Genomic DNA, 26,706 nt, shown 5'->3' with positions numbered 1-26,706 from the left:
ACTTTGGATTGGATATTGACGATGAAATTATCATTATTTTGGATGATAGGATTCATTATGTTGCTGGGTGGATATATGGGCAACGCGTTGGCGAGGCCTTATGTCACAGTAGATAAAGCCACTTTTCAGCCGGGTACACATATTGGTGTCCATGCCTTTGAGGGGCGCTGGGAATGGAAGGAGCAGAGTGGGAATGTGCCAATTTGTCATAGTTCAACGAGGCGGGGATGCACCATAGCCATATGTATTAAGCAATATGATTGGTATTGTAATTCGTATAAAGAACAATATATTAATAAATATATTTATGTTCCTAACGGTACCACTGCAGCTCAAGCTCAGGCTGTATGGGCCGCCAAATATGGTACATCAGGCTCGTGGAGTGTGAACAACTGGGCAACAGCAATATCTATAAGCACCTGTTTTGGAATGGCTATTTGGCCATCAGAGAATTATGCCCTATCTGATTTTATTGTTGGCTCCAGCTGTGCCACACCTCCACCTGTAGACTTGAGCTGTACTACCAGCGGCAAAGTTACCATTGATTACGGCACCCTGGACGGAAGCAAACTCAATGGGGCCACCGCCAGCACCAACCTCTCGTTTACCTGCAATCAGGCGGCCACCGCTACCATAAAACTCAATGACAGCGTGATCGATCTGGGCCGTAAAGGCGATTTAACCGCCGCCATCAGCATAGGTGGCAAGGATCTGGCCAGCGGCAGCGATGTGGCAGTGAAAAACGGAACCGTCACTACCACCATTACCTCCACGCTCAAAGCCAAAGGTACTCCGGCTGCGGGGCCGTTTGAAGGCAGCGGTGTGCTTATCATCGGTTATTACTAACCCAACCCGGACAACAATCATGGAACGATTGATCCTGACCCTAAACTGCCCCGACGGTTTTTATGCCGCCGGGGTGCGGCTGGCGTTGAGCGAACATCTGGCGGCGCAGGGCATTGGTCTGCAAACGGCGGCCGAGGCCGCGAAAAACCCTTATACCCCTCATCTGGTGCTGCTGGCGCCCGGAACTGCGGCGCCCATGGGGCAGCGCCCGGCGCTGCATGATAGCGGGCCGATAAGCCCTCCTGATAGCCGTACCCTGCTGTGGCTGGATCCTTACGAAACGGTGGCGTCACTGCTGGCGCGGGTGGACGCGCTGCTACAGCGGCGCACCCTGACCTGGCGCTGCCCGGTGGCGGGGACGCATCGGCTCAGCCCGCAGGAATATCGGGTTTTGCGCTTGATTGGCCGGGGGCTGAGCTCGGTGGCGATTGCCCGTCAAATGCAGCTAAATGCCAAAACTATCAGCGCCCATAAGCGCAACGCGATGAAAAAATTAAATATAACGCGCAACACGCAGTTGTTGCACTGGTTGTTAAATGGAGGAATCAAGTAATGAATGGGATGTGGAACAGCGCGATCAAACAAGGGTTACGGGCGGGGAAAATCCTGATGCTCGGGGCGCTGTTAAGCGGCTGTGCGGTGCCGCAGGGCAAAACCGGCCACAAGCCGCTGACCCCAATAGCGGTGAAAAGCACCGTGCAGACCCCCGTGGCCGCGCAAAACGCCGGTGAGGCCGAACGTCTGGGCCAGTGCCAGCGCGAGCTGGCAGCACTGCAGGTGGCCAGCCCGGCGCGCTTTCAACAGCGCAAGGCGGAATTTGATCGCTTGATGGCCGGGGCGGCGCAATACGGCGGCATTCGCACCTCGGTCAATAACGAGACGCAGGATACGCTGGATTCGCTCTATCGCTATAAGGTCGGCCGCCTGTGTGCAGAGATTTCTCAGGATGTACTGAGCGGGTTAATGGAAACCGGGGAGCAGGGTAAATGAAGCGGTACCATCCGCTAAGCGCGGCGGTGCTGCTGGCCTTGCTGTGCGGTAGCCTGCCCTGTGCTCTGGGACAAGAAGCCGCCGCAACTCAGAGCGGCGGTATTCCGGCATTACTGCAGTTTGCCGAACGTTATCAGGCCGCACCGCCGCCGGTCAGTCCGCAGCAGCGCGAGCGTGAAAAAAAGAAACAGGCGGATGAAGAGCAGGCCCGGCAGGCGCAGGCGCTCAGCGCCAAACGCCAGCAGCAGCGCCTGCAGGAAAAAGAAACCCAGGCGCAGCAACAGCAGGCACAGCTCAACCAGCTACGCCAACAAAATGCCGCGCTGCAGGCCGAACAACAGCGGGCCGCCCAGGCCGCGCCGGACTTGACCCCGTTGCTGCAACTGACGCAGGGGCTAAGCCGGGCCTGGCATGGCACGCCAGACGAACTGCAGCTCCGGCAACGTCTGGCTCAGCAGCAACAACAGTGGCAACAAAAGTACGACGCCCTGCTGGAACGCGCCGGGCCATTGGCGCAGCCGCTGGTGTTAAACAGCCCGCAGGCCAGTCAATCCTATGCGGCAGGAGTGGCACTGGGAAAAGACATTTTACTGCTGCAGGCGGAGCGCCAGAACTGGGGCGTGACCACCGACAAAAACCAGGTGCTGGCCGGGGTGGTGGATGCCTTCAGCGGCGATTATCAATTGCCGCAACCAGCGCTGGAACAGGCGTTGCAAGTCTCGGAGCAGCAGGTTAATCAGGCGCGCCAGCGCATGGTCAAAACTCAGGCGCAGCGTGGGCAGCAGTTTATGGCCGCGTTCCAGAAGCAAAAGGGCGCGGTTCAGGCGGAGTCTGGTTTTTGGTACCGCATCGAGGCCGCAGGCAATGGTGCTATCCCGCCGGATGCGGTAGTGACGGTGGTGGTGAAAGAGACGCTGACCGACGGCACGGTGATCCAGGACATGGAGGCCAGCGGTGCACGGTTGTCACAACCGCTGGCGGCGTATCCGCCGCTGTTCCGCGAGGCCATCGGTCAACTGAAAAACCACGGTACCATCATGCTGGTGGTGCCACCGGAAATGGCCTATGGCGATAAGGGCTACGCGCCGAAGGTGCCGCCGGGTGCCACTATGGTTTACACACTGCGGGTGGCAGACGTCACGGCTGCTGGTTAACTCAATGGGCGGTGATTAATAATACGTAGCAGACGTATAGGGTCGCCGCCTACATCAATAAATTTTCTTTTTTATCCTCAACAATTATTAGCCTAAAAAAATAAGCTAAGCTTGTCCTGTAGTCAGGTTAATTAAAGCTAACATTAGTCACAGGCTAACTTCGATTTAAATACAAACAACCATTAAATATCACATCTATTTAACACAAAGACTACGTACAGAGACTACGAAACCATTGTGTAACATAACCACAAGATAATTATGAGAAATTGTGAGCTGAATCTGGAAATAAAATCCGGATAGGCTTAAATTGTTTCAGATCAAATTACGCCTGAATACCTCTTTGGGGGAAAATTTGACCTGTAACCCAAAGTCTAACCCACATCACGTAAAAACCTATTTATTGTGTGGGATTGGGCGAGTATCATCCATGCTGAATATGGATGGTTGATCTTGTTGCATTTGTTACCCGTTGTCGGTTTTCAGTGGTGTGTTTTGTGCACTGGCCAGTTCAGGCCCGCGTCGAATGCATGGTTGAAAGCGGAGAAGCTGGATCAAATTTTTGTTGTGTTTAAGGGCATTCACTGCGGGGCGTTACCGGTAGCTTCACCCGAAGTCATATCGATAACCGCATGTCGGAGTCTTCCTGCGAGGAGCAAGGAGTCAAGATGTTTGATATTGTCGAACTGTCGCGCTTACAGTTTGCTTTAACGGCGATGTACCACTTCTTATTTGTCCCATTAACGCTGGGTATGGCGTTCTTGCTGGCAATTATGGAAACGGTATATGTACTGTCAGGCAAGCAAATCTATAAAGATATGACCAAATTCTGGGGCAAGTTATTTGCAATTAACTTTGCCCTGGGTGTGGCCACCGGTTTGACCATGGAGTTCCAGTTCGGGACTAACTGGTCATATTTCTCCCACTACGTCGGTGATATTTTCGGGGCCCCGCTGGCCATCGAAGGTCTGATGGCGTTCTTCCTTGAATCGACGCTGGTCGGCCTGTTCTTCTTCGGCTGGGATCGTCTGGGCAAGGTGCAGCACATGGCCGTTACCTGGCTGGTGGCACTGGGCTCAAACTTCTCTGCGCTGTGGATCCTGGTCGCCAACGGTTGGATGCAAAACCCGATCGCCTCGGACTTCAACTTCGAAACCATGCGTATGGAGATGCTCAGCTTCTCCGAACTGGTGCTCAACCCGGTTGCGCAGGTGAAGTTTGTGCATACCGTGGCAGCCGGCTACACCTGTGGCGCGATGTTCGTTCTGGGTATCAGCTCTTACTACCTGTTGAAAGGCCGCGATCTGGCCTTCGCCAAACGCTCCTTCGCTATTGCCGCCAGCTTCGGTATGGCTGCCGTGCTGTCCGTTATCGTTCTGGGTGATGAATCCGGCTACGAAATGGGCGACGTGCAGAAAACCAAACTGGCCGCCATCGAAGCCGAGTGGGACACGCAACCGGCACCGGCTTCCTTTACCCTGTTCGGTATTCCGAATCAGGATAAAATGGAAAACTCCTACTCAATCCAAATCCCTTACGCGCTTGGCCTGATCGCTACCCGCTCAACAGATACCCAGGTCACCGGCCTGAAAGATCTGATGGCGCAGCATGAAGTGCGCATCCGCAACGGGATGAAAGCCTATGGGCTGCTGGAAGAACTTCGTAGCGGCAATACCGACCCGGCGGTACGCACCGAGTTCAATAAAGCCAAGCAGGACCTGGGCTACGGCTTACTGCTGAAGCGTTATACCCAGAACGTCACCGACGCGACGGAAACGCAGATCCAGCAGGCGACCAAAGACTCAATCCCACGCGTTGCACCGCTGTACTTCGCCTTCCGTATCATGGTGGCCTGTGGCGTGCTGATGCTGTTGATTATCGGCCTGTCGTTCTGGAGCGTGATCCGCAACCGTGTTGGCCAGAGAAAATGGCTGCACCGCGCGGCGCTGTATGGCCTGCCGCTGCCGTGGATCGCGATCGAAGCCGGCTGGTTTGTGGCTGAATACGGCCGTCAACCTTGGGCGATTGGTGAGGTGCTGCCGACGGCGGTCGCCAACTCTTCACTGACTGCGGGCGACATTCTGTTCTCGATGGGGCTGATTTGCGGCTTGTACACCCTGTTCCTGGTGGCTGAAATGTACCTGATGTTCAAATTTGCACGTCTGGGTCCAAGCAGCCTGAAAACTGGCCGCTACCACTTTGAACAACCGACTGCCGCCGTGCAGGAAGCGCGCTAAACAGGAGTCCACGTATGTTTGATTATGAAGTACTGCGATTTATCTGGTGGGTCCTGATTGGCGTACTGCTGATCGGTTTCGCCGTCACCGACGGTTTCGACATGGGGGTCGGCATCCTGGTGCGCATTATCGGTAAAACCGATACCGAGCGCCGGGTGATGATCAACTCCATCGCACCACACTGGGACGGTAACCAGGTGTGGCTGATCACTGCCGGTGGCGCACTGTTCGCCGCCTGGCCGATGGTCTATGCGGCGGCGTTCTCCGGTTTCTATGTTGCCATGATCCTGGTGCTGTCAGCCTTGTTCTTCCGCCCGGTCGGTTTTGACTACCGCTCGAAGCTGGAGAGCAGCCGCTGGCGCAACATGTGGGACTGGGGCATCTTTATCGGTAGCTTCGTGCCTGCGGTGGTATTCGGCGTGGCGTTCGGCAACCTGTTGCAGGGCGTGCCGTTCCACATGGATGAGTACATGCGCCTGTTCTACACCGGCAACTTCTTCCAACTGCTCAATCCGTTTGGACTGTTGGCGGGCGTGGTCAGCTTGACCATGCTGGTGACTCAGGGGGCCACTTACCTGCAGATGCGTACCAGTGGTGAAATTCACCTGCGTGCTCGCGCTGCGGCGCAGATATCCACGTTGGTAATGGCGGTGTTCTTCCTGTTGGGCGGTATCTGGCTGGTGAAAGGCATCGACGGTTATGTGATTACCTCGGCGCTGAACACCATGGCGGAGTCAAACCCGATGCGTAAAGAAGTGGCTCATCAGGCCGGTGCCTGGTTGATCAACTTCAACAAGTATCCGCTGCTGTGGGCACTGCCTGCACTGGGCGTGGTGCTGCCGCTGTTCACCGTGCTGTTCTCGCGCTTGTCGAAAGACGCGCTGGCGTTTGTGACCTCGTCGCTGACCATTGCCTGTGTGATCCTGACCGCCGGGGTGACCATGTTCCCGTTCGTGATGCCGTCAAGCACCGTGCCTAACATCAGCCTGACCATGTGGGATGCCACCTCCAGCCTGTTGACGTTGCAAGTGATGACCGTTGTCGCGGCGATCTTCGTGCCTATCGTTCTGGCGTACACCAGTTGGTCGTACTACAAAATGTTCGGCCGTCTCGATAAGAACTTCATCGAGAACAACAAGCATTCGCTGTATTAAGGATAGGGAGCTAAACCATGTGGTATTTTGCCTGGATTCTCGGAACGCTTCTTGCCTGTGCCTTCGGCATCATCACGGCGCTGGCGCTTGAGCACCACGAAGATTCAAAAGCACAGCAAGACGATAAGTGATGAGTTTGTCACTGACTGACAAGCTGTACGCTATCACTGACAAGGGCCCGGTTCGGGCCCTTTCACTGGTGCTGGCGTTGATTTTGGCGGGCTGTATTTTCTGGGATCCGACCCGCTTTGCGGCGAAGACCAGCTCGCTGGAGATTTGGGAAGGGCTGCTGCTTATTTGGGCAGTCTGTGCCGGGGTGGTTCATGGCGTCGGGTTCCGACCGCAACGCACCCTGTGGCGAGCTTTTTTTGCGCCACTTCCGGCAATTGTGATCCTGGCCGCAGGATTACTTTACGTTTCTTTATAATCTCCGCTATACCCCCAAGTTATGGGCCATCGCGGCCCATAATTATTTTCGTTCCCATCTTGTAACCCATTCCCAACCCGATCCGTCTTGCGTATAGTAGCACCGTTAAATTGCATTGCTGGGAAGTAGAGTGAGTAATACGTTGTTTCGATGGCCGGTTCGCGTTTACTACGAAGATACCGATGCCAGTGGTGTGGTCTATCACGCCCGCTATGTGGCTTTTTTTGAAAGAGCGCGCACCGAGATGCTGCGTCATCATAACTTTCATCAACAGCAGCTGCTCAGTGAAAATGTCGCCTTCGCTGTCCGGCGCATGACGGTTGATTATCTGCTTCCTGCTCGTCTTGACGACCAGCTGGAAGTCCAGAGTGAAATCACCTCAATGCGCGGGGCTTCTCTTACGTTTGCTCAACGCATTGTCAATTCTGACGGAACTCTTTTGAGTCAGGCCGACGTGTTGATTGCATGTATTGATCCACACCAAATGAAGCCGATAGCGCTTCCTAAGTCTATTGTCGCGGAGTTTAAGCAGTGAATGACATGAACATCCTAGATTTATTCTTGAAGGCCAGCCTGCTGGTTAAGCTTATCATGTTGATTTTGATATGCTTCTCAGTGGCCTCCTGGGCGATCATCATCCAGCGCACCCGCATCCTGAATGCGGCCACGCGTGACGCCGAAGCCTTCGAAGACAAATTCTGGTCCGGTATTGAGCTTTCCCGTCTGTATCAGGAAAGCCAGGCACGTCGCGATAGCCTGACCGGCTCAGAGCAAATTTTCCATTCTGGTTTCAAAGAGTTCGCTCGTTTGCACCGCGCTAATAACCATGCGCCAGAATCGGTGATCGAAGGTGCGTCACGCGCCATGCGTATCTCGATGAACCGCGAACTGGAAACGCTGGAAAACCACATTCCTTTCCTCGGCACCGTGGGTTCGATCAGTCCGTATATCGGCCTGTTCGGCACCGTGTGGGGGATTATGCACGCCTTTATCGCACTGGGTGCGGTGAAACAGGCCACGCTGCAAATGGTAGCACCGGGTATCGCCGAAGCACTGATCGCAACCGCCATCGGTCTGTTCGCCGCTATCCCGGCCGTTATGGCCTATAACCGCCTCAACCAGCGCGTTAACAAGCTTGAGCAGAATTACGACAACTTTATGGAAGAGTTCACCGCTATTCTGCATCGTCAGGCCTTCTCCAGCGACAGCAAATAAGTAGGAGGTAGCATGGCGAGAGTTCGTGGACGTAATCGGCGCGAGCTGAAGTCCGAAATTAACATAGTGCCGCTGCTTGACGTGTTGCTGGTGCTGTTGCTGATCTTTATGGCAACCGCGCCGATCATCACCCAGAGCGTTGAGGTTGATCTGCCGGACGCCACCGATTCCAAAGCGGTGTCCAGCAGTGATAACCCGCCGGTGATCCTCGAGGTTTCCGGCGTGGGCCAATACACCATGGTGGTGGATCATGACCGCATGGAACTGTTGCCGCCGGAGCAGGTTGCAGCCGAAGCCAAGTCGCGTTTGGCGGCCAACCCCAAGACGGTCTTTTTGATCGGTGGGGCGAAGGAAGTTCCGTACGATGAGATTATCAAGGCATTGAATATTCTCCATCAGGCGGGCGTCACTTCCGTGGGGCTGATGACCCAGCCAATCTGACCCTAAGGTCAGTGGCAACCCGGTTCCTGCGCTGCGGTGCAGGAACCCCGTATAAGCAACACCAGTTTTTGGGAATCTATTTTGGTAAAGGCAACTGAGCAAAACGATAAGCTGAACCGCGCCGTTATTGTTTCGGTCGTTCTGCACTTTGTATTGATTGCCCTGCTGATTTGGGGCTCGCTGCAAGAAAACGTCGAAATGAGTAGTGCCGGCGGTGGCGGCGACGGTTCGGTCGTTGGTGCAGTGATGGTCGATCCTGGAGCAGTGGTGGAGCAGTACAACCGCCAGCAACAGCAGAGTAACGACGCGCAGCGTGCTGAAAAGCAGCGCCAGAAAAAAGCGGAGCAACAGGCCGAAGAACTTCAGCAGAAGCAGGCGGCGGAACAACAGCGCCTGAAAGAGCTGGAGAAAGAGCGTTTGACCGCGCAGGAAAAAGCGGCTCAGGACGCGAAAGAACAGGCTGAACAGCAAAAGCAGGCCGCAGAGCAGCAAAAGCAAGCGGCGGAGCAACAAAAGCAGGCGGCTGAACAGCAAAAAGTGGCGGAGAACGCCGCGGCGAAAGCCAAAGAACAACAGAAAGTAGCGGAAGCCGCTGCCGCCAAGGCCAAGGCCGAAGCGGATAAAGTCGCCAAGGCACAGGCAGACGCGCAGAAGAAAGCCGAGTCTGAAGCCAAGAAAGAAGCTGCCGCCGCGGCTACCGCCAAGAAACAGGCGGAAGAAGCGAAGAAAGCCGCGGCTGCCGAAGCTGCTGCAGAGAAAAAAGCCGCTGCCGACGCCGAGAAGAAGGCTGCCGCAGAAGCTGAGAAGGCTGAGAAAAAAGCGGCTGCGGATGCCGAGAAGAAAGCGGCCGCAGAGGCAGAGAAAAAAGCCGCTGCTGCTGAAAAGGCCGCGGCCAAGAAAGCCGCAGATGCCAAGAAGAAAGCGGCCGCTGCAGCTGCTGCGCAATCGGCTGACGTTGCAGATCTTATGGGTGGCCTGGCGGACGGCAAAAACGCGCCGAAAGGCGGCGGTAAGCAGAAAGGTGACGGTAAACCTGCCGGTCAGGGCAATGCCAAGACCGCGGGTGCCAGTGGGGCCGATATTGATAGTTATGCGGGACAAATTCGCACAGCGATTCAGAATAAGTTCTATGACCCTAGTTTGTTCATCGGTAAGACCTGTGATCTACGTATCAAGCTGGGGCCCGATGGCTTATTGCTTGATGTGAAAGCGGTGGGGGGGGATCCTGCTCTGTGCCAGGCAGCAGTAACCGCTGCGAATCAGGCAAAGATTCCGAAACCTACAAGCGACGCTATTTATCAGCACTTTAAGAATGCGACCCTTGAATTCAAACCTCAATAAGTGTTGTTCTTACTGAGTCATATCGCAGGGATGTACTAAGGTAACCAACAGGGATTATGTAGTTTTGTTTGAGTTGGTTTGTTAAAATTCTGCTAATTTATCGCAGGCATTCCGCCTGGATAAGGGAGATGAGATGAAGCAGGCATTTCGAGTAGCGCTAGGTTTTTTAATACTGTGGGCATCCGTTCTTCACGCGGAAGTTCGCATTGAAATCACCCAAGGGGTCGACTCCGCTCGTCCGATTGGCGTGGTGCCGTTTAAATGGGCTGGCCCAGGCACGCCTCCGGAAGATATTGGCAAGATTGTCGGCGCAGACTTGCGCAACAGCGGCAAATTCAACCCAATTGATGTGGCGCGTATGCCGCAGCAACCGACCACCGCGTCTGAGGTGACGCCGGCGGCCTGGACTGCATTGGGCATTGACGCGGTCGTGGTCGGCCAGGTGCAACCTGGTGCAGACGGCGGCTACCTGATCTCTTATCAACTGGTGGACACTTCGGGCTCACCAGGCACCGTTCTGGCGCAGAACCAGTATAAAGTGACCAAACAATGGTTGCGTTATTCTGCTCACACCGCCAGTGACGAAGTGTTTGAGAAGCTGACCGGTATCAAGGGCGCATTCCGTACCCGTATTGCTTACGTAGTGCAGACCAACGGCGGGAAATTCCCGTATGAGCTGCGCGTAGCGGATTACGACGGCTATAACCAGTTTACGGTACATCGTTCACCAGAACCTTTGATGTCCCCGGCCTGGTCGCCGGACGGCAGCAAACTGGCGTACGTGACCTTTGAAAGCGGCCGTTCTGCGCTGGTAGTGCAGACCCTGGCTAACGGTGCTATTCGTCAGATCGCTTCGTTCCCGCGTCACAACGGTGCGCCGGCGTTCTCACCGGACGGCAGCCGCCTGGCCTTTGTACTGTCCAAAAGCGGTAGCCTGAACCTGTACGTGATGAATCTTGGCTCTGGCCAGATTACCCAACTCACCGACGGGCGCAGCAACAATACCGAACCGTCTTGGTTCCCGGATGGGCAGTCTCTGGCCTATACCTCCGATCAGGGCGGCAGACCACAGATTTATAAAATCAGTGCCAGTGGCGGCGCGTCACAGCGTCTGACATGGGAAGGCTCTCAGAATCAGGATTCTGAAGTCAGCTCTGATGGTAAATTCCTGGTGATGGTGAGTACCAACGGTGGTGCTCAGCATATCGCCAAACAAGATCTCGGATCGGGTGCAGTTCAAGTTTTGACCAACACCTTCCTGGACGAAACGCCTAGTATTGCGCCAAATGGCACCATGGTGATCTATAGCTCCACGCAAGGTATGGGCTCCGTGCTGCAACTGGTATCGACTGATGGGCGTTTTAAAGCGCGTCTTCCGGCAACTGATGGACAGGTCAAAGCACCTGCCTGGTCGCCGTATCTGTGATGCATGTGTAAATATGTATGGCAAACTATAAAAGGATTAAAGAAATGCAACTGAACAAAGTGCTGAAAGGGCTTCTGCTGGCACTGCCAGTTCTGGCTGTAGCGGCTTGTAGTTCTAACAAAAGCGCAAACAACGACCAATCTGGTATGGGCGCTGGCGCTGGCACTGGTACAGAAAATGGCAGCAGCAACCTGTCTTCTGAAGAACAAGCTCGTCTGCAGATGCAAGAACTGCAGAAGAACAACATTGTTTACTTCGGCCTGGACAAGTATGACGTGAGCTCTGAGTTCGCTCAGATGCTGGACGCGCACGCTGCATTCCTGCGTAACAACCCGTCTTACAAAGTGACCGTAGAAGGCCACGCGGACGAACGCGGTACGCCGGAATACAACATTGCCCTGGGTGAGCGTCGTTCTAACTCAGTCAAAATGTACCTGCAAGGTAAAGGCGTTTCTGCTGACCAGATCTCTATCGTTTCTTACGGTAAAGAAAAACCAGCAGTACTGGGCCACGACGAAGCGGCTTATGCTAAAAACCGTCGTGCAGTTCTGGTTTACTAAGAGAATCGCATGAACAGTAACTTCAGACGTCACTTGTTGAGTCTGTCGTTACTGGTTGGCGTAGCGGTCCCATGGGCCGCTACTGCCCAAGCGCCAATCAGTAATGTCGGCTCCGGCTCGGTCGAAGACCGTGTCACCTCACTTGAGCGCATCAGCAATGCTCAGGGCCAGCTTTTAAACCAACTCCAGCAACAACTCTCTGACAACCAGCGCGATATTGACTCTCTCCGCGGGCAAATCCAGGAAAGCCAATATCAACTGAATCAGGTTGTTGAACGCCAAAAGCAGATCTATCAACAGATGGATAGCATCAGCCAGGGCGGCGCTCAGAGCTCCGCTGCTGCAGCGGGTGCCGCAGGCGGGGCAGCAGCGGCTGCGTCCACTGACGGCGCTGACAGTGCCTCTGCGGGCGCTACAGCAGCAGCGCCGGCCAGCACGGGTGATGAAAACAGCGACTACAACGCCGCTGTTTCATTGGCGCTGGAAAAAAAACAGTATGACCAGGCTATTTCCGCTTTTCAGTCCTTCGTAAAACAGTACCCAAAATCGACTTACCAGCCTAACGCCAACTATTGGCTGGGCCAGTTGTTCTACAACAAGGGTAAGAAAGATGATGCGGCTTACTATTATGCGGTGGTGGTGAAGAATTACGCAAAATCACCTAAGGCGCCGGACGCAATGTACAAGGTGGGTATCATCATGCAGGAAAAAGGGCAGGCCGATAAAGCCAAAGCCGTGTTCCAGCAGGTGATAAAACAATACCCAACCAGTGCTGCGGCCAAGCAGGCGAAAAGTCGCGTAGCAGGTTAGTCAGTAAAAAAATGAGCCCAGAAGTTAGTCGATTTGACCGCTTTCTGGGCTCATTCGTGTGAAGAACAAGCAGTTGAACCTGTTGTTTATAAATTTAGGTTGCGCTGCCAAGATAAATTAGTAATATATGCCGCCGTTGCCAAGACATCTTGCAAGATGTTAAAGCAGCAAGGAAATTGGGTCGTTAGCTCAGTTGGTAGAGCAGTTGACTTTTAATCAATTGGTCGCAGGTTCGAATCCCGCACGACCCACCAATTCCTGAAATAAGAAATGAAGTGAAATCGTAAGGGTGAGAACCGTAAAGGTTCGAGTCTCGCAAAGCGAGACAACATCACGAAGTGATGGCCCGAAGGGTGAGGCGCAAGCCGAATAATCCCGCACGACCCACCAATTTCTGAAGTAGTAGCAGTAACCACACTAGTGGGTGATTAGCTCAGTTGGTAGAGCATCTCCTTTACACGGAGGGGGTCGGCGGTTCGAGCCCGTCATCACCCACCACTGCTGTGGGCCGTTAGCTCAGTTGGTAGAGCAGTTGACTTTTAATCAATTGGTCGCAGGTTCGAATCCCGCACGGCCCACCATTTCAGAATGGTTTTTCCGCAATACGAGCTTCGGTTTTGTATTGGTTGTTCAGCAGTAAACCACGTCAGTGGGCCGTTAGCTCAGTTGGTAGAGCAGTTGACTTTTAATCAATTGGTCGCAGGTTCGAATCCCGCACGGCCCACCATTATTGCAGCGAGTTCCTCTCCTGCTTACGCGGTTCAGCAGTATCCCCTCAGTGGGCCGTTAGCTCAGTTGGTAGAGCAGTTGACTTTTAATCAATTGGTCGCAGGTTCGAATCCCGCACGGCCCACCATTTTACAAAGTACCTCAGCACTTTCCCCCAAACTTGAACATCACATAACGCACGAATCGTGTGGGTGAGAAGCTGCGTTCAGGTTCGAGCATCGCGCAGCGATACGACAACGCGCAGCGTTGCCCGCAGGGTGAGGCCAAAGGCCGAATCAATCCCGCACGGTATCCCCGGTACGTTTTCCACAACACCTTCAATCCGCTTTGCCCTCAAAAATGCGTTTTACTTTCTACAATCTCATCACTTTCATTAAAAATTCAATCCATTAAACGATAAAGACCCAACACTGAAAATATCAGCGGACTTTTCGCACAAATAAGGGTATTTTGTTTAGTATATAAAACGAAGGGGGTTGCGATGGGGTGATACCCGGGCAGCAGACACCCAGCCTAGCACAGAGATTGCAGCGATGAGTGAAATGTTTGATGTTAATGCGGCGGTGTACCCGTTCCCGCCCAAGCCGGTACCGCTGGACGACGCGCAGAAGGCGTTTTACCGCGAGAAGATTAAAATCCTGCTCAAGCAGCGTAATGCGGTGATGGTAGCCCACTACTATACCGATCCGGAGATCCAGGCGCTGGCGGAAGAAACCGGTGGCTGCGTGGCGGATTCGCTTGAGATGGCGCGCTTTGGCAGCAATCATCCGGCTTCAACCCTGCTGGTTGCCGGGGTGCGTTTTATGGGGGAAACCGCCAAGATCCTCAGCCCGGAAAAACGGGTGCTGATGCCGACGCTGAACGCGGAGTGCTCGCTGGATCTCGGTTGCCCGGAAGAAGACTTCAATGCCTTTTGCGACAGCCACCCGGACCGCACCGTGGTGGTCTACGCTAATACCTCAGCGGCGGTAAAAGCGCGAGCGGACTGGGTGGTCACCTCCAGTATCGCCGTTGAACTGATTGAATATCTCGACAGTCTGGGTGAGAAAATCATCTGGGCGCCGGATCGCCACTTGGGCAACTATGTGCAAAAGCAAACCGGTGCCGATATGCTGTGCTGGCAGGGCGCCTGTATCGTCCATGACGAGTTTAAAACCCAGGCCCTGATGCGGATGAAGGCCCTGTACCCGAACGCGGCGATACTGGTGCATCCGGAGTCACCACAGGCGGTGGTCGACCTGGCCGATGCGGTAGGCTCAACCAGCCAATTGATTCAGGCGGCGAAAACCCTGCCTAATTCGCAGCTGATTGTTGCCACCGATCGCGGTATTTTTTATAAGATGCAACAGGCTTGCCCGGACAAAGAGCTGTTCGAAGCGCCAACCGCCGGGGAAGGTGCCACCTGTCGTAGCTGCGCGCACTGCCCGTGGATGGCGATGAATGGCCTGAAGGCTATCGCGGATGGGCTGGAGCACGGCGGTGCACTGCATGAGATCCACGTCGATGCCGCGCTGCGCCAGAAGGCGCTGATCCCGCTGAACCGGATGTTGGATTTCGCCGCTGAGTTAAGGGTGCAGGTTAAAGGGAACGCTTAACCGTTTAATAAGGATGATAAAATGAGCTTTTTCAGTACCAGCAATATCCTGGTGCATATCCCGCTGGGAGCGGGGGGCTACGATCTGTCATGGATTGAGGCTATCGGCACCCTGTTTGGTCTGCTGTGCATCTGGTATGCCAGCAAAGAGAAAATTATCAATTACCTGTTCGGCCTGATTAACGTCACGCTGTTTGCGGTGATTTTCTTTCAAATCCAGCTGTACGCCAGCCTGCTGCTGCAGCTGTTCTTTTTTGTCGCCAATATCTACGGCTGGTACGCCTGGAGCCGTCAGACTCAGGATAACCAGGCCGAGCTGAAGATACGTTGGCTGCCACTGCCGAAGGCGCTGAGCTGGGCGGCAGTATGCGTTATCGGCATCGCCTTGATGACGTTCAACATTGACCGCGTGTTTGCCTGGTTGACGCAGGCAGCGGTGACGGTAATGCAGGGGCTTGGCCTGAGCGTGCAAATGCCGCAGCTGCAGCCGGATGCTTTCCCATTCTGGGATTCGACCATGATGGTGTTGTCGATCGTGGCGATGATCCTGATGACGCGCAAGTACGTGGAAAACTGGTTGTTGTGGGTGGTGATTGACGTGATCAGCGTGGCGATATTCGCCTACCAGGGCGTCTATGCCATGGCGCTGGAATACTTGCTCCTGACGCTGATTGCGCTGAACGGCTCCTGGCTGTGGATCAAAAGCGCCGGCAACAATCAATCGCGGCCATTATCTTCTGCACCATAACAACGCTGGGGCGCCTTATTTGGCGCCCCAGTGGATTCTAGTGATGATGTCCCACATGTGAATGTGAGTGGTCACTCGGCTCGGGGGCCCGGTTAATCCCACAGTCGGGGGTATCACAGTGCTGATATTCCATCTGAATGGTCACGTGACCAATCCGATAGTGCTCCAGCAGATAGGCCTGAATACGGCGCAGCAGGCCATCATGGTCGTGCGGCGGTATCACCTGCGCATGCAGCGTCATCAACTTCTGTTCACCAATCTGCCACACATGGACGTGATGAATATTGCGTACTTCCGGAATATTCAGGCACAGGTCTTTTTGCAGCTTGTTGATGTCCACTTCCTGCGGCGTGCCTTCCAGCAGTTCGTGGAAGCTCTCTTTCAGCAGTCGCCAGGCGCTGCGTATCACCAGACAGGACACCAGCACCGACAATATCGGGTCAATCGGCGTCCAGCCAGTGGTCAGGATCACAATGGCGGCGGCGATGGCCCCCACCGACCCCAGCAAATCCCCCAGCACATGCAATGCGGCAGCGCGCACATTGATATTCTTCTCTTCGCTGCCCCGGTGTAGCAGCCAGAAGGCGAACAGGTTAGCCAGCAGCCCCGCTATGGCGATAATCAGCATTGGCGTACCCATCACCGGCTGTGGCTCGAAGAAACGCCGTATTGCCTCCCACAGGATGAATACCACGATCACCAACAGCGCCGCGGCGTTGAGGAAGGCCGCCAGGGTGGTCAGGCGCAGATAACCGAAGGTATGGCGGGCGTTGGGCTTACGCTGTGAGAAGTGAACCGCCATCAAGGCCACCAGCAGTGCGGCGGCGTCGGTGAGCATATGGCCGGCATCCGCCAGCAGCGCCAGTGAACCTGAAATTAACCCGCCGGCCACTTCGGCGACCATAAAGACCGCAGTGACTAAAAAAGCGGTCAGTAGGCGTTTACTATTACTGTTTTTTGGCAGGTGTACGTGTGGGGCGTCCGACATTATTCTTCCTTATCCATAGCAAAATACGACTCGTCAGTGCTGACCAGATTATCCAGTTCTATCAGTATTTGTTCTACTAACGTACTCAATTCAGTATAGGTGGCCTGAATGAATATTCCTTCACGTCCGCTGTCCGCCAGTTGTTGGCACAGGTTGGCTGCTGTTGGCAGTTGCAACATCAGCAGGCTGCCCTTGATGCGATGTGCGGTTTGCGCCAGGGTTGGCCAGTCCTGGTTCTGTGCCGCCTGCTCAAGCCGTTGCTGGTCTTGCCGCAGCGTCGTCAGCAGTGTTGTTGCCAGACGCTGGACCATCGCTCGGTTATTACCGGCCATATCGACCAGGGTGCGCTGCAGGTCAGTAAGGACTAACTGCTGCTCCATCGCCTGGGGTTGCTGCGGTAGCGCCTGAGCTATTGCGGCCAGAGCAATGGGCTTGGTTAAAAAGCGATCTATCGCCACCAGCCCTGGTGGGATGCGGGTAAATTCCTGCACGTCGGCCGAGCAGAGAATGATCTGGCAGGCCGGGCGATGATGGCGTTGCTCGTCGCGGCGTATCAGTCTCGCCAGCGTCAGGCCGTCCGGACGCGGCATATTGTAATCGATAAACAGCAAGTCAAACGGCTGCCGACGGTGGGCCTGTAACAGCTTATAACCCTGCTCGAATAACGTCGGCTGCAGGCCGAAGTGGCGCAGTTGCCGCTCCATCAACAGCAGGTTGGTGGGGTGATCGTCGATCAGCGCTACACGTAGGGTGGGCGGCGGCAAATTGACTGGTGTGTCGGCCTGTTGAGTCGAGGGATCGACAGCGACCTGGCTGACCGGCACGGACAGTGTCACCTGAGTGCCGCTGCCGGGTTGCGATTGCAACGCAATTCGACCGCCCATTTGTTCGATAATCTCTTTACAGATAGACAGCCCCAACCCGGTCCCCTGAACCGATACGCGCTGCGCGCCGCGTGCCCGATAGAACGGCTGGAACAGTTTATCTATCTCATCGGCGGCGATACCACAGCCGCTGTCGGCCACCCTCAGCCACAGTTCCCCCTGCGGTGGAGCCTGTTCATACCAGCCGATACTCACCTCAATAGTGCCCTGAGAGGTGAACTTAATTGCATTGTTTATCAGATTGTTAGCCACCTGAAGTAAACGCTCACCATCAATGAGAACAGCGGTGGGCAGGTTGTCGGATGCACTGACGTTTAGCGTCACTGGACGTTCGCCGATCAGCGGTTGATACAGGGCGTTGATGTGGGCTATCCAGGGTTGCAGCGCCACGCTCCTGGGCACCAGCGTCAAGGAACCGGTTTCCAGCCGTGCGTGATCTTGCAGGTCATTGAGCAGGTTAAGCAAAGACGACGCCGAACTGTAAATCACCGGCAAGCCCTCCGGCGTCGGCTGGCGTTTGAGCTCCAGTTCCAGCAGGCCGAGAATAGCGTGCATTGGCGTGCGTAGCTCATGGCTGACGGTAGCCAGAAACTTGCTCTTCATCCGGTTTTCGGCTTCGGCATGCTGACGAGCCTGTTCGATGACCTCACGCTCACGCTTTTCCCGACGCTGCAGGATGAAGCGCGGCAGGGTGAGCCCCAGCAGCCAGGTGGTTTGCGGCTGTTAATGCACATTTTCTGGTCAAATTCTTTTTAAGGTACATAAAGTACAGGCCTATGATACATGAGCCGCCAGGATGAAAAGAGCCACTAAAGTACGCCTGTACCCGACTCCCGAACAGGAGGCATTCTTGAATGCCCAGTTCGGCGCGGTGCGTTTTGCGTACAATAAAGCGCTCCATATCAGCCGCCACAGGTACCAGCGACACGGCGTGTCGGTCAGTATTAAGCATGACCTGAAACCGTTACTGGCGGTAGGGAAAAGGTCCCGCCGTTACCACTGGCTGAAAGACTATGACTCACTGGCGCTACAGCAGGCGGTGATTAATCTTGATACCGCTTTTGGACACTTTTTCAAGCGACGTGCTCGTTTCCCCACCTTTAAGCGCAAGCAGGGCAAGCAATCCAGCTATCACCCCAGCGGAAAAGTGTTAATCGATGCGATCCAGTTGCCAAAAATGGCACCGATGAAAGCGGTCATTCATCGCGATATTATCGGGAAGGTGTCCAGTATCACCCTCAGTCGTGGTGCGACAGGAAAATATTACGCCTCAATACTCTGTGACGATGGACTGGCCGCGCCAGCCAAACCCGCACTGATAACCCGCATAACCGGTTGTGATTTGGGCCTGTCCCATTTCTTGATCCAGTTGAACGGCAAGAAAATAGCCAACCCACGACATCTGGTACGCGCCAGCCGAAATCTGCGGCGTAAACAAAAAGCGCTGTCACGAAAGACAAAAGGCAGTGCAAACCGGGCAAAAGTGCGTTTACGGGTGGCGAAATGTCACGAGCATGTGGCGAATGCCCGCGCTGACTTCCAGCATAAATTGTCTCGTACACTGATTGACGAAAACCAAGCGGTCATTGTTGAGACACTAAAAGCGACAAACATGCTGAAGAATCACCGGCTGGCGCGGCACATTGCGGATGCGTCGTGGTTTGGGTTCGTGATGAAACTGGAATACAAAGCGGAGCAGGCTGGCAAACATCTGGTGAAAATTGATCAATGGTTTGCCAGCACTAAAACCTGCCATTGCTGCGGTTATAAAATGGCAGAAATGCCGCTGAGTAAACGTATTTGGCCATGCCCGGCCTGTGGTGTTGAACATGACCGCGATATCAATGCGGCCATCAACATCCAGCGCAAGGGCATAACGGATTTACAGGCGGCGGGACTCGTCGTTTCTGCCCACGGAGGCCAGCGTAAATCTGTCATATCGACAGTAGCGGCCTGAGAAGTGGGAAGCCTCGCCATTTACGGCAGGGAGCAGTCACCATAACTAAAAAGGAGCCACTGTGCTCTCCCGATGAAACAGCACAATCTACTGTTAATCCGGACGTTCATTCTGCAGGCGGCAAAGGTGATTTACAGCGTTATCCTCACAGGCTAAATTGGTCAGATCTACGCTCTGCGAAATAACGCCTCTCGATACCGAATGGAAAAGTGATGAACTACCTAAATGACGATTTACGCATTAAAGAAATTAAGGAACTCCTGCCACCGGTGGCCCTGTTAGAAAAGTTTCCGGCCACTGAACGTGCAGCAGAGACGGTGTCACAGGCACGCAATGCCATTCATCAGATCCTTCGCGGCAGTGACGATCGCCTGCTGGTGGTTATCGGCCCTTGCTCGATCCACGACACCAAAGCCGCCAAAGAGTACGCTGGTCGTTTGTTGGCGTTGCGTCAGGAACTGAGCGGTGAGCTGGAAGTGGTAATGCGCGTTTATTTTGAAAAACCTCGCACTACCGTTGGCTGGAAAGGCTTGATTAACGATCCGCAGATGGATAACAGCTTCCAGATCAACGACGGTCTGCGTTTGGCGCGTAAGCTGCTGCTGGATATCAATGATTCTGGCCTGCCGGCTGCCGGCGAATTCCTCGACATGATCACCCCGCAGTATCTGGCGGATCTGATGAGCTGGGGCGCGATCGGCGCACGTACCACTGAATCCCAGGTGCACCGTGAGCTGTCTTCCGGCCTGTCTTGCCCGGTTGGCTTCAAAAACGGCACCGACGGCACCATCAAGGTGGCAATTGACGCCATCAACGCCGCCAGCGCGCCGCACTGCTTCCTGTCGGTAACCAAATGGGGCCACTCGGCCATTGTTAACACCAGCGGTAACGGCGACTGCCACATCATTCTGCGCGGCGGCAAAGAGCCGAACTACAGCGCGGCACACGTGAAAGAAGTCAAAGAAGGCCTGGTCAAAGCGGGTCTGCCTGCACAGGTGATGATCGACTTCAGCCACGCCAACAGCAGCAAGCAGTTCAAAAAGCAGCTGGAAGTGAACGCAGACGTCTGCCAACAGATTGCCGGCGGTGAGAAGGCGATTATGGGCGTGATGATTGAAAGCCATCTGGTGGAAGGCAACCAGAACCTGGAAAGCGGCGATCCGCTGGTTTACGGCAAGAGCGTCACCGACGCCTGCATCGGCTGGTCAGACACCGAAACTGTTCTGCGCGAACTGGCGGAAGCTGTGAAAGTGCGTCGCAACAAGTAAAACCCCGCTTTACGCCATAAAAAAAGCCCCCGGCCAAAAAACCGGGGGCTTTTTAGATCAACGGGCGAAAATTACTTCGCTTTACCCTGGTTTGCCACGGCGGCCGCTTTAGCAGCGATCTCGTCGGCATTGCCCAGATAGTAACGTTTGATTGGCTTGAAGTTCTCGTCGAACTCATACACCAACGGCACGCCGGTTGGGATGTTCAGTTCGAGGATCTCGTCTTCGCTCAGGTTATCCAGGTATTTCACCAGCGCACGCAGGGAGTTGCCGTGAGCAGCAACGATAACGCGCTCGCCGCTTTTGATACGTGGCAGGATTTCTTCATCCCAGTAAGGGATCACGCGATCGATGGTCAGTGCCAGGCTTTCGGTCAGTGGCAGCTCTTGCTCGGTCAGCGCGGAGTAACGTGGGTCGTGGCCCGGGTAGCGCTCGTCATCTTTGGTCAGCTCTGGTGGGGTAACGGCGAAGCCGCGACGCCATTGCTTAACCTGCTCGTCACCGTATTTTTCTGCGGTTTCAGCCTTGTTCAGACCCTGCAACGCGCCGTAGTGACGTTCGTTCAGTTTCCAGGATTTTTCAGTCGGCAGCCAGGCTTGATCCAATTCGTCCAGAATATTCCACAGAGTGTGGATAGCACGCTTGAGTACGGAAGTGTAAGCAAAGTCAAAAGCGAAGCCTTCGTTTTTCAACAGTTCGCCTGCAGCTTTCGCTTCGGTGCGGCCTTTCTCTGACAAATCAACATCATACCAACCGGTGAAGCGGTTTTCGTTGTTCCACTGGCTTTCGCCGTGACGCACCAGAACCAGCTTAGTTACAGCCATAGCTTAACTCCTTAATAATCTGACATTTCAATGATAACGAAAATCATTATATTGCCGCGGCCGGTGGCTCGGCAATCGATAGTGTTTAACCATAGCCAATTTCTTGCCGCAAAGTAAGTGCTGTGCCGAGGAAAAGCTGAATCGATCAGGCGGGCGCCGGTTGGGAGTACAGCACGGCTAAAGGGAATTCAGCCGTGCCGTAGGAGCAGGGGGATCAGGCCGATTTTTTCAGGCAATTGCTCATAAAGGTTTTACGCGCATCGCCCGTCAGGCTTTTGGTCTTGGCGTCGGCGTTACAGGTTTTCATTTTCTGCTGTTGCGGAGTCAGGGTTTTGGTCGCAGTGGTGCCTTCGGATTTCAGGCAGGTGCTCATAAAGGTGGAGCGGTCCGCGCCTTTCAGCGTTTTGCTGGAAGCCTGTTGATTACAATCGGTCATGCGTTTCTGTTGTGCAGCCTGCGCCGGTGATGGCGTTTTTGTCGCAGTTTCGGCAGCCATCAGGTTTGAGCTCAGCAGTAAACCTGCCAGTAATGGAAGTGCAGTAATCAGACGCATAGGTGTTCCTTCAGCTATTGACCGGCCGGGGTGGCCGAAAATTGTGACCTTGCACAAGGTGTTGTGCTTATCACCGTAGCCTGATTCTAGTGCGCGCCCTGGAATAAGGAAAGGCGACCCCCTGTGGGGGCGAAGGGTAAAAAGGTAAGCATTTATAACAAACGGCCCCCTGCCGCGTGGCAAGGGGCGTAGCGGGTCAAAGTCAAATAGGATAAAACTGATAATGGGTGGCACTGAGATATTGCTGCCCCGGCTGCAACCAACAGCTGGGCTGCGGCCACTCCGGATGGTTTGGGCTGTCTGGCAAAAACTCGCTTTCCAGCGCCACACCGGCGTAATTGGCATAGCTGCCGCCGTCACGCGCCGGGGTACCGCCCAGATAATTACCGCTGTAGAGCTGCAACGCCGGTGCGCTGGTGAACACGCTCATTTGCACCTGGCCATCGGCCGACCACAGGTGGGCTGCCGGGCAATCCAGAGCGCCACAGGTACGGTGCAGCAGATAGGCGTGGTCGTAGCCTTTTACCCGTTGCTGGTCGCGATCGCTCAAAAAATCCTGCAGCAGGGTTTTCGGCTGGCGAAAGTCCATGCCACTGCCTTCCACCGGAGTAAGGGAGGCGCTGGGGATACCCTCGCTGTCGACCGGCAGATAACGGTCGGCAAACAGTTGCAGCCGCTGGTGACGGGCATCGGTGCCGGCACCGTCCAGGTTGAAGTAGGCGTGATTGGTCAGGTTGACCGGGCAGGCGCTGTCGGTCCGTGCCTGATAGCTGATTTCCAGGCGATTATCGGTGGTGAGCCGATAGTTGACCTGCACGTCGAGGTTACCGGGAAAACCCTGGTCGCCGTCTGGCGAATGCAGCGCGTAGCTCACCTGCTGTTCATCTTGCTGAACAATCCGCCAGCGACGGCTGTTGAAGCCTTCCGGCCCGCCATGTAACTGGTGTTCCCCCTGATTGGCCGCCAGCGGATGCGGCTTGCCGTCAATCAACAGGCTGGCGTTAGCGATGCGGTTGGCATAGCGGCCGACGGTAGCCCCCAGATAGGCGGCCTGCTGCAGGTAATCCGCCGGTGTTTGGCAACCCAGCAGCAGTTCACGCGTTTTGCCTGATTTCAGCGGTAACACGGCGGAAAGCCAGGTAGCGCCCCAATCCATCAGCGTGACCGTCATTCCGCCGGCGTTTTTCAACTGGATCAACTGGTAAGGCTGGCCGTCCGGAGCCAGCGTCTGGCTGTCGCTTAGCATGTTCCGGCCCCCTCTGATGCTTTGCAGACGTAAAAGGTTTCTTTCAGCCCGTTGGTTTGCAACGGATATTCGCGTGCCACGGCTTCACGAACCGGCTCCACCAGCGCCAACGGCATCAAGGCCACGATACAGCCACCAAAGCCGCCGCCGGTCATGCGCACACCGCCGCGATCGCCGATAACCGCTTTAACGATCTCTACCAGCCGATCAATCGGCGGTACGGTAATTTCAAAATCATCACGCATTGAGGCGTGTGACTCCGCCATCAATTTGCCCATCAGTTTCATATCACCGGCGGCCAGCGCATCGGCTGCGGCCAGGGTTCGATCGTTTTCGCTGATCACGTGGCGCGCTCGTTTGGCGACGATCGGATCCAGTTCATGCTGGATCGGGATAAACAGATCCGGGCTGACGTCGCGCAGCGCCTTGACGCCGAAGAAGCGTGCGGCCTCTTCACACTGCTCGCGACGAGTGTTGTATTCGCTGTCCACCAATCCGCGCTTCACATTGGAATTGATGATCACCACGGCAATATCTTCCGGCACCGATACCGCCCGGGTCTCTAATGTGCGGCAATCGATCAGCAACGCGTGGTCTTTTTCGCCGAGTGCGGAAATCAACTGATCCATAATCCCGCAGTTGCAGCCGACGAATTGGTTCTCTGCTTCCTGGCCATTGAGCGCCAGTGCCACGCCATCCAGCGGCAGGGCATACAGCGCCTGCATGGCCTGCCCAACGGCAACTTCCAGCGAGGCAGAAGAACTGAGGCCGGCGCCCTGCGGTACGTTACCGGAAATCACCAGGTCCGCGCCGCCAAAATCGGCGTTACGCTGCTGCAGGTGTTTGATCACTCCGCGCACATAATCCGACCAACGTTGATCAGGGTGGCTGACGATCGGGCTGTCGAGCGAGAATTGATCCTGCTGGCCTTCATAATCGGCGGCGATCACCCGGATCTGACGATCGTCGCGTTTGGCACAGGCGATCACCGTCTGATAGTCAATGGCGCACGGCAGCACAAAACCGTCGTTATAGTCGGTGTGTTCGCCGATCAAATTCACCCGGCCAGGGGCCTGGATAGTCAGCGTGGGCGCATAGCCAAAACGTTCGGTAAACAGGGTATGGGTAAGGTTCTTCAAACTCATTTTTTGGCTCCGGCTTCACGGTAATGAATATCACTAACGGCACGCAGACGTTCTGCGGCCTGTTCTGCAGTCAGATCGCGCTGGGTTTCCGCCAGCAACTCATAACCCACCATAAATTTACGCACCGTGGCGGAACGCAGCAGTGGCGGATAGAAATGGGCATGCAGCTGCCAGTGGCGGTTATCCGCATCATTGAATGGCGCGCCGTGCCAGCCCATAGAGTAGGGGAAGGAACATTGGAAAAGGTTGTCGTAACGGCTGGTGAGCTTTTTCAATGCCAGCGCCAAATCACTGCTCTGTGCGGCGTCAAGATCGGTAATGCGCTGCACTGCGTTTTTCGGCAGTAACAGCGTCTCAAACGGCCAGGCAGCCCAGTAAGGCACTACCGCCAGCCAGTGTTCGGTTTCCACCACCGTGCGGCTGCCGTCAGCCTGTTCGCGCTGCACGTAGTCCAGCAGCATTGAGGATTGGTGCTGCTGGAGATACTCGCGCTGCAGGCGATCCTCATGTTCAGCTTCATTCGGCAGGAAGCTGTTGGCCCAAACCTGACCATGCGGATGCGGGTTGGAGCAGCCCATCGCCGCACCTTTATTTTCAAATACCTGCACCCACGGATAACTGCGCCCCAGATCGGCAGTCTGTTCCTGCCAGGCGGCGATCACGCTTTCCAGTGCCGGCAGCGTTAGCTCCGGCAGCGTTTTGCTGTGATCGGGGGAGAAGCAGATCACCCGGCTGGTGCCACGAGCGCTCTGACAACGCATTAACGGATCCTGACTTTCCGGCGCCAGCGGGGTGTCCGTCATCAGCGCGGCAAAGTCATTGGTGAACACATAGGTGTTCTGATAATCCGGGTTTTTATCACCGGTGACGCGGGTATTCCCTGGGCAGAGGAAGCAGTCCGGATCGTGCTGCGGCAGTGTTTCAGTCTGTGTGGCTTCCTGCTGGCCCTGCCAGGGGCGCTTGGCGCGGTGCGGAGATACCAATACCCATTGACCGGTCAGCGGGTTGTAGCGGCGATGGGGATGATCGATGGGATTAAAATCCGTCATGACGGTTCCTTTTTCTTGGTCGATACGGCCGCGTGTAATCGCTTTCACCTGCCGCTAACGCACCTTTGACTCATGTAAATGGATAACTATGGCCAAAAATATAGCATGCCATCCAAGGCAAAAAGGTGATCCAGAGCGAAAAATGGAATCGTTTACACAGTATGACACAACCAGGATCACCGCCAATACAGTAGGAACAATAGGGGAGTGAAATAACAGTCAGAAGGAAGTGATAGCGTTTTCACCGGCAGGGGTTGGCCTGCCGGTTCTGAGGATCAGGGGTGTTGGTACAGCGGATAAGTGAACAGCAGCAGATGGGTCAGATTAAGCCCAAAGTGGAACAGAATCGGCACCCACAGACGGCCGCTCCACATCCACGCAATACCGTAAATCAGTCCGGCAAGCGTAGCGAAAGCCACCATCAGCATACCGCCGGCCAGGTGCGCTGCGCCGAAGATCAATGCGGCGATAATCAATGCCGGCCAGGCGCCCAGCCATTGGCTAAGACGTTGCTGCAGATAGCCACGGAACAGGGCTTCTTCGGCCATACAGACAAAGAACAGGTTGGCCATGACAAACGCCAGGATCCAGGCTGGGGCATGCAGTTCTATCTTCAGGCCGCCGAGCGCCACCGCCACCAGCAGCAGTGCCGGGACGCTGATAATCAGCGCGATCCAAGCGGATCTGTTAGCACTTTTACCGGTTTGTGCGGCAAACAACGTAGGCAAACAGGCAAACAGCAGGAAGGGCACCAGCGCCTTGTCGAAGTTGTAATACATGGTGAACGGCGCGCTCAATGGGCCGGCTTTCTCACCGTCAATCATCAACTGGTTATGGAACCCCGGCACCCAATGCAGGAATAGCGCCACACAGCTTGCGACCACCAGCACTTCGAGTGGAACCGCCAGATTGCGCTGAGCACGAAAATGGTGCCGCAATCCTGCAAGAGCGACAATACCTAATAAACACGCCAGGCTGAGCGGGGTCAGTACCCCGTGGTACATCCCCATTCCTGCCGATGCGGCCAAAATGACCCAGGCAATAAGCCGGTTAAATGGCAAAAAGAATAACGCCGTAGCCAGTACGCCCCACATAACTATGTCCCTTTAAAATATGTACA

26 protein-coding genes, 5 tRNA genes, 2 other RNA genes and 1 pseudogene are annotated in these 26,706 nt (G+C 55.0%); 26 read left to right on the top strand and 8 right to left on the bottom strand.

Annotated elements, in window-relative coordinates:
- Positions 1–21 precede the first annotated feature (21 nt).
- The 24 genes from FCL49_RS08480 (at position 22) to pnuC (ending at position 15,672) form a co-directional block, all read left to right on the top strand.
- Positions 22–846, top strand: a complete 825-nt coding sequence (locus FCL49_RS08480; RefSeq protein ID WP_174353181.1) for an MrpH family fimbial adhesin — start codon at positions 22–24, stop codon at positions 844–846.
- Between the two features lie 19 nt (positions 847–865).
- A complete protein-coding gene (locus tag FCL49_RS08475; protein ID WP_174353180.1) occupies positions 866–1,399 on the top strand; it encodes a helix-turn-helix transcriptional regulator in 534 nt (177 codons plus the stop codon).
- The gene (locus FCL49_RS08470) at positions 1,399–1,836 is read left to right on the top strand and encodes a hypothetical protein (RefSeq protein ID WP_254611003.1); all 438 of its coding nucleotides are present in this window, start codon (positions 1,399–1,401) and stop codon (positions 1,834–1,836) included. The genes FCL49_RS08475 and FCL49_RS08470 overlap by 1 nt, the downstream gene beginning before the upstream one ends.
- Positions 1,833–2,990, top strand: coding sequence for an FKBP-type peptidyl-prolyl cis-trans isomerase N-terminal domain-containing protein (locus FCL49_RS08465; RefSeq protein WP_174353179.1), 1,158 nt, complete (start codon positions 1,833–1,835; stop codon positions 2,988–2,990). Before FCL49_RS08470 ends, FCL49_RS08465 begins: the two co-directional genes overlap by 4 nt.
- A gap of 668 nt (positions 2,991–3,658) precedes the next feature.
- Positions 3,659–5,227, top strand: a complete 1,569-nt coding sequence (gene cydA / locus FCL49_RS08460; RefSeq protein ID WP_174353178.1) for a cytochrome ubiquinol oxidase subunit I — start codon at positions 3,659–3,661, stop codon at positions 5,225–5,227.
- A gap of 14 nt (positions 5,228–5,241) precedes the next feature.
- Entirely contained in the window at positions 5,242–6,381 is a 1,140-nt protein-coding gene (cydB, locus tag FCL49_RS08455; RefSeq protein WP_174353177.1) for a cytochrome d ubiquinol oxidase subunit II, read from the top strand.
- Between the two features lie 17 nt (positions 6,382–6,398).
- Positions 6,399–6,512 (top strand): cytochrome bd-I oxidase subunit CydX, encoded by a 114-nt coding sequence (gene cydX / locus FCL49_RS08450; RefSeq protein WP_012005708.1) that lies wholly within the window; start codon positions 6,399–6,401, stop codon positions 6,510–6,512.
- Complete coding sequence (gene ybgE / locus FCL49_RS08445; RefSeq protein WP_012005709.1) at positions 6,512–6,808, top strand: cyd operon protein YbgE; 297 nt, start codon at positions 6,512–6,514, stop codon at positions 6,806–6,808. The genes cydX and ybgE overlap by 1 nt, the downstream gene beginning before the upstream one ends.
- A 130-nt stretch (positions 6,809–6,938) precedes the next feature.
- Positions 6,939–7,343: a tol-pal system-associated acyl-CoA thioesterase gene (gene ybgC, locus FCL49_RS08440; protein ID WP_012005710.1), complete on the top strand. Its 405-nt coding sequence runs from the start codon at positions 6,939–6,941 to the stop codon at positions 7,341–7,343.
- On the top strand, positions 7,340–8,023 hold the full coding sequence (tolQ, locus tag FCL49_RS08435) for a Tol-Pal system protein TolQ (protein WP_135315564.1): 684 nt from the start codon (positions 7,340–7,342) through the stop codon (positions 8,021–8,023). Before ybgC ends, tolQ begins: the two co-directional genes overlap by 4 nt.
- A gap of 12 nt (positions 8,024–8,035) precedes the next feature.
- Entirely contained in the window at positions 8,036–8,464 is a 429-nt protein-coding gene (gene tolR / locus FCL49_RS08430) for a colicin uptake protein TolR (RefSeq protein WP_012005711.1), read from the top strand.
- A gap of 81 nt (positions 8,465–8,545) precedes the next feature.
- Positions 8,546–9,805 carry a cell envelope integrity protein TolA gene (tolA, locus tag FCL49_RS08425; RefSeq protein WP_174353176.1) on the top strand — a complete coding sequence of 420 codons (1,260 nt, stop codon included), beginning with the start codon at positions 8,546–8,548 and terminating at the stop codon, positions 9,803–9,805.
- A 133-nt stretch (positions 9,806–9,938) separates the two neighbouring features.
- Complete coding sequence (gene tolB / locus FCL49_RS08420; RefSeq protein ID WP_174353175.1) at positions 9,939–11,231, top strand: Tol-Pal system beta propeller repeat protein TolB; 1,293 nt, start codon at positions 9,939–9,941, stop codon at positions 11,229–11,231.
- Between the two features lie 44 nt (positions 11,232–11,275).
- Positions 11,276–11,791, top strand: coding sequence for a peptidoglycan-associated lipoprotein Pal (pal, locus tag FCL49_RS08415; RefSeq protein WP_012005714.1), 516 nt, complete (start codon positions 11,276–11,278; stop codon positions 11,789–11,791).
- Between the two features lie 9 nt (positions 11,792–11,800).
- Positions 11,801–12,601 carry a cell division protein CpoB gene (gene cpoB / locus FCL49_RS08410; protein ID WP_174353174.1) on the top strand — a complete coding sequence of 267 codons (801 nt, stop codon included), beginning with the start codon at positions 11,801–11,803 and terminating at the stop codon, positions 12,599–12,601.
- A gap of 178 nt (positions 12,602–12,779) precedes the next feature.
- Positions 12,780–12,855: transfer RNA gene (locus FCL49_RS08405), tRNA-Lys, on the top strand.
- Positions 12,856–12,870: 15 nt separating this feature from the next.
- Positions 12,871–12,991, top strand: a non-coding RNA gene (locus tag FCL49_RS08400) — RtT sRNA.
- 32 nt (positions 12,992–13,023) lie between these two features.
- Positions 13,024–13,099: transfer RNA gene (locus tag FCL49_RS08395), tRNA-Val, on the top strand.
- A gap of 7 nt (positions 13,100–13,106) precedes the next feature.
- Positions 13,107–13,182, top strand: a tRNA-Lys gene (locus tag FCL49_RS08390).
- A gap of 70 nt (positions 13,183–13,252) precedes the next feature.
- Positions 13,253–13,328 (top strand) — tRNA-Lys (locus tag FCL49_RS08385).
- A gap of 53 nt (positions 13,329–13,381) precedes the next feature.
- Positions 13,382–13,457 (top strand) — tRNA-Lys (locus FCL49_RS08380).
- A gap of 44 nt (positions 13,458–13,501) precedes the next feature.
- Positions 13,502–13,626: non-coding RNA, RtT sRNA (locus FCL49_RS08375), on the top strand.
- Positions 13,627–13,863: 237 nt separating this feature from the next.
- Positions 13,864–14,925, top strand: coding sequence for a quinolinate synthase NadA (gene nadA, locus FCL49_RS08370; RefSeq protein ID WP_174353173.1), 1,062 nt, complete (start codon positions 13,864–13,866; stop codon positions 14,923–14,925).
- A gap of 21 nt (positions 14,926–14,946) precedes the next feature.
- Positions 14,947–15,672: a nicotinamide riboside transporter PnuC gene (gene pnuC, locus FCL49_RS08365; protein ID WP_174353172.1), complete on the top strand. Its 726-nt coding sequence runs from the start codon at positions 14,947–14,949 to the stop codon at positions 15,670–15,672.
- 37 nt (positions 15,673–15,709) lie between these two features.
- Here the strand turns inward: pnuC and zitB are convergent, their stop codons facing one another.
- Together zitB and FCL49_RS08355 are read right to left on the bottom strand one after the other, a co-directional pair.
- A complete protein-coding gene (gene zitB / locus FCL49_RS08360) occupies positions 15,710–16,660 on the bottom strand; it encodes a CDF family zinc transporter ZitB (protein ID WP_174353171.1) in 951 nt (316 codons plus the stop codon).
- Positions 16,660–18,267: pseudogene (locus tag FCL49_RS08355) on the bottom strand (ATP-binding protein); the annotation flags it as partial. The pseudogene FCL49_RS08355 and the gene zitB, both read right to left, overlap by 1 nt.
- Before the next feature lie 73 nt (positions 18,268–18,340).
- Here FCL49_RS08355 and FCL49_RS08350 point away from each other — a divergent pair.
- Both FCL49_RS08350 and aroG read left to right on the top strand, forming a co-directional pair.
- Complete coding sequence (locus FCL49_RS08350; protein WP_174353170.1) at positions 18,341–19,501, top strand: RNA-guided endonuclease InsQ/TnpB family protein; 1,161 nt, start codon at positions 18,341–18,343, stop codon at positions 19,499–19,501.
- Between the two features lie 212 nt (positions 19,502–19,713).
- Positions 19,714–20,769 carry a 3-deoxy-7-phosphoheptulonate synthase AroG gene (gene aroG, locus FCL49_RS08345; RefSeq protein WP_135315574.1) on the top strand — a complete coding sequence of 352 codons (1,056 nt, stop codon included), beginning with the start codon at positions 19,714–19,716 and terminating at the stop codon, positions 20,767–20,769.
- Between the two features lie 71 nt (positions 20,770–20,840).
- Here aroG and gpmA read toward each other — a convergent pair whose 3' ends face one another.
- The 6 genes from gpmA to FCL49_RS08315 form a co-directional block, all read right to left on the bottom strand.
- Positions 20,841–21,593: a 2,3-diphosphoglycerate-dependent phosphoglycerate mutase gene (gene gpmA / locus FCL49_RS08340; protein ID WP_012005722.1), complete on the bottom strand. Its 753-nt coding sequence runs from the start codon at positions 21,591–21,593 to the stop codon at positions 20,841–20,843.
- Between the two features lie 214 nt (positions 21,594–21,807).
- Positions 21,808–22,146, bottom strand: coding sequence for a PsiF family protein (locus tag FCL49_RS08335; protein WP_174353169.1), 339 nt, complete (start codon positions 22,144–22,146; stop codon positions 21,808–21,810).
- 202 nt (positions 22,147–22,348) lie between these two features.
- On the bottom strand, positions 22,349–23,392 hold the full coding sequence (galM, locus tag FCL49_RS08330) for a galactose-1-epimerase (RefSeq protein ID WP_174353168.1): 1,044 nt from the start codon (positions 23,390–23,392) through the stop codon (positions 22,349–22,351).
- A complete protein-coding gene (gene galK, locus FCL49_RS08325; RefSeq protein ID WP_174353167.1) occupies positions 23,386–24,537 on the bottom strand; it encodes a galactokinase in 1,152 nt (383 codons plus the stop codon). Before galK ends, galM begins: the two co-directional genes overlap by 7 nt.
- Positions 24,534–25,586 (bottom strand): galactose-1-phosphate uridylyltransferase, encoded by a 1,053-nt coding sequence (galT, locus tag FCL49_RS08320; RefSeq protein ID WP_174353166.1) that lies wholly within the window; start codon positions 25,584–25,586, stop codon positions 24,534–24,536. The genes galK and galT overlap by 4 nt, the downstream gene beginning before the upstream one ends.
- A gap of 275 nt (positions 25,587–25,861) precedes the next feature.
- The gene (locus tag FCL49_RS08315; RefSeq protein WP_174353165.1) at positions 25,862–26,680 is read right to left on the bottom strand and encodes a CPBP family intramembrane glutamic endopeptidase; all 819 of its coding nucleotides are present in this window, start codon (positions 26,678–26,680) and stop codon (positions 25,862–25,864) included.
- Positions 26,681–26,706 lie beyond the last annotated feature (26 nt).

Origin of the sequence: Serratia proteamaculans (assembly GCF_013337185.1) — a bacterium.
Lineage (GTDB): Bacteria > Pseudomonadota > Gammaproteobacteria > Enterobacterales > Enterobacteriaceae > Serratia > Serratia proteamaculans_D.
This window is presented reverse-complemented; position numbering and strand designations above follow the sequence as displayed.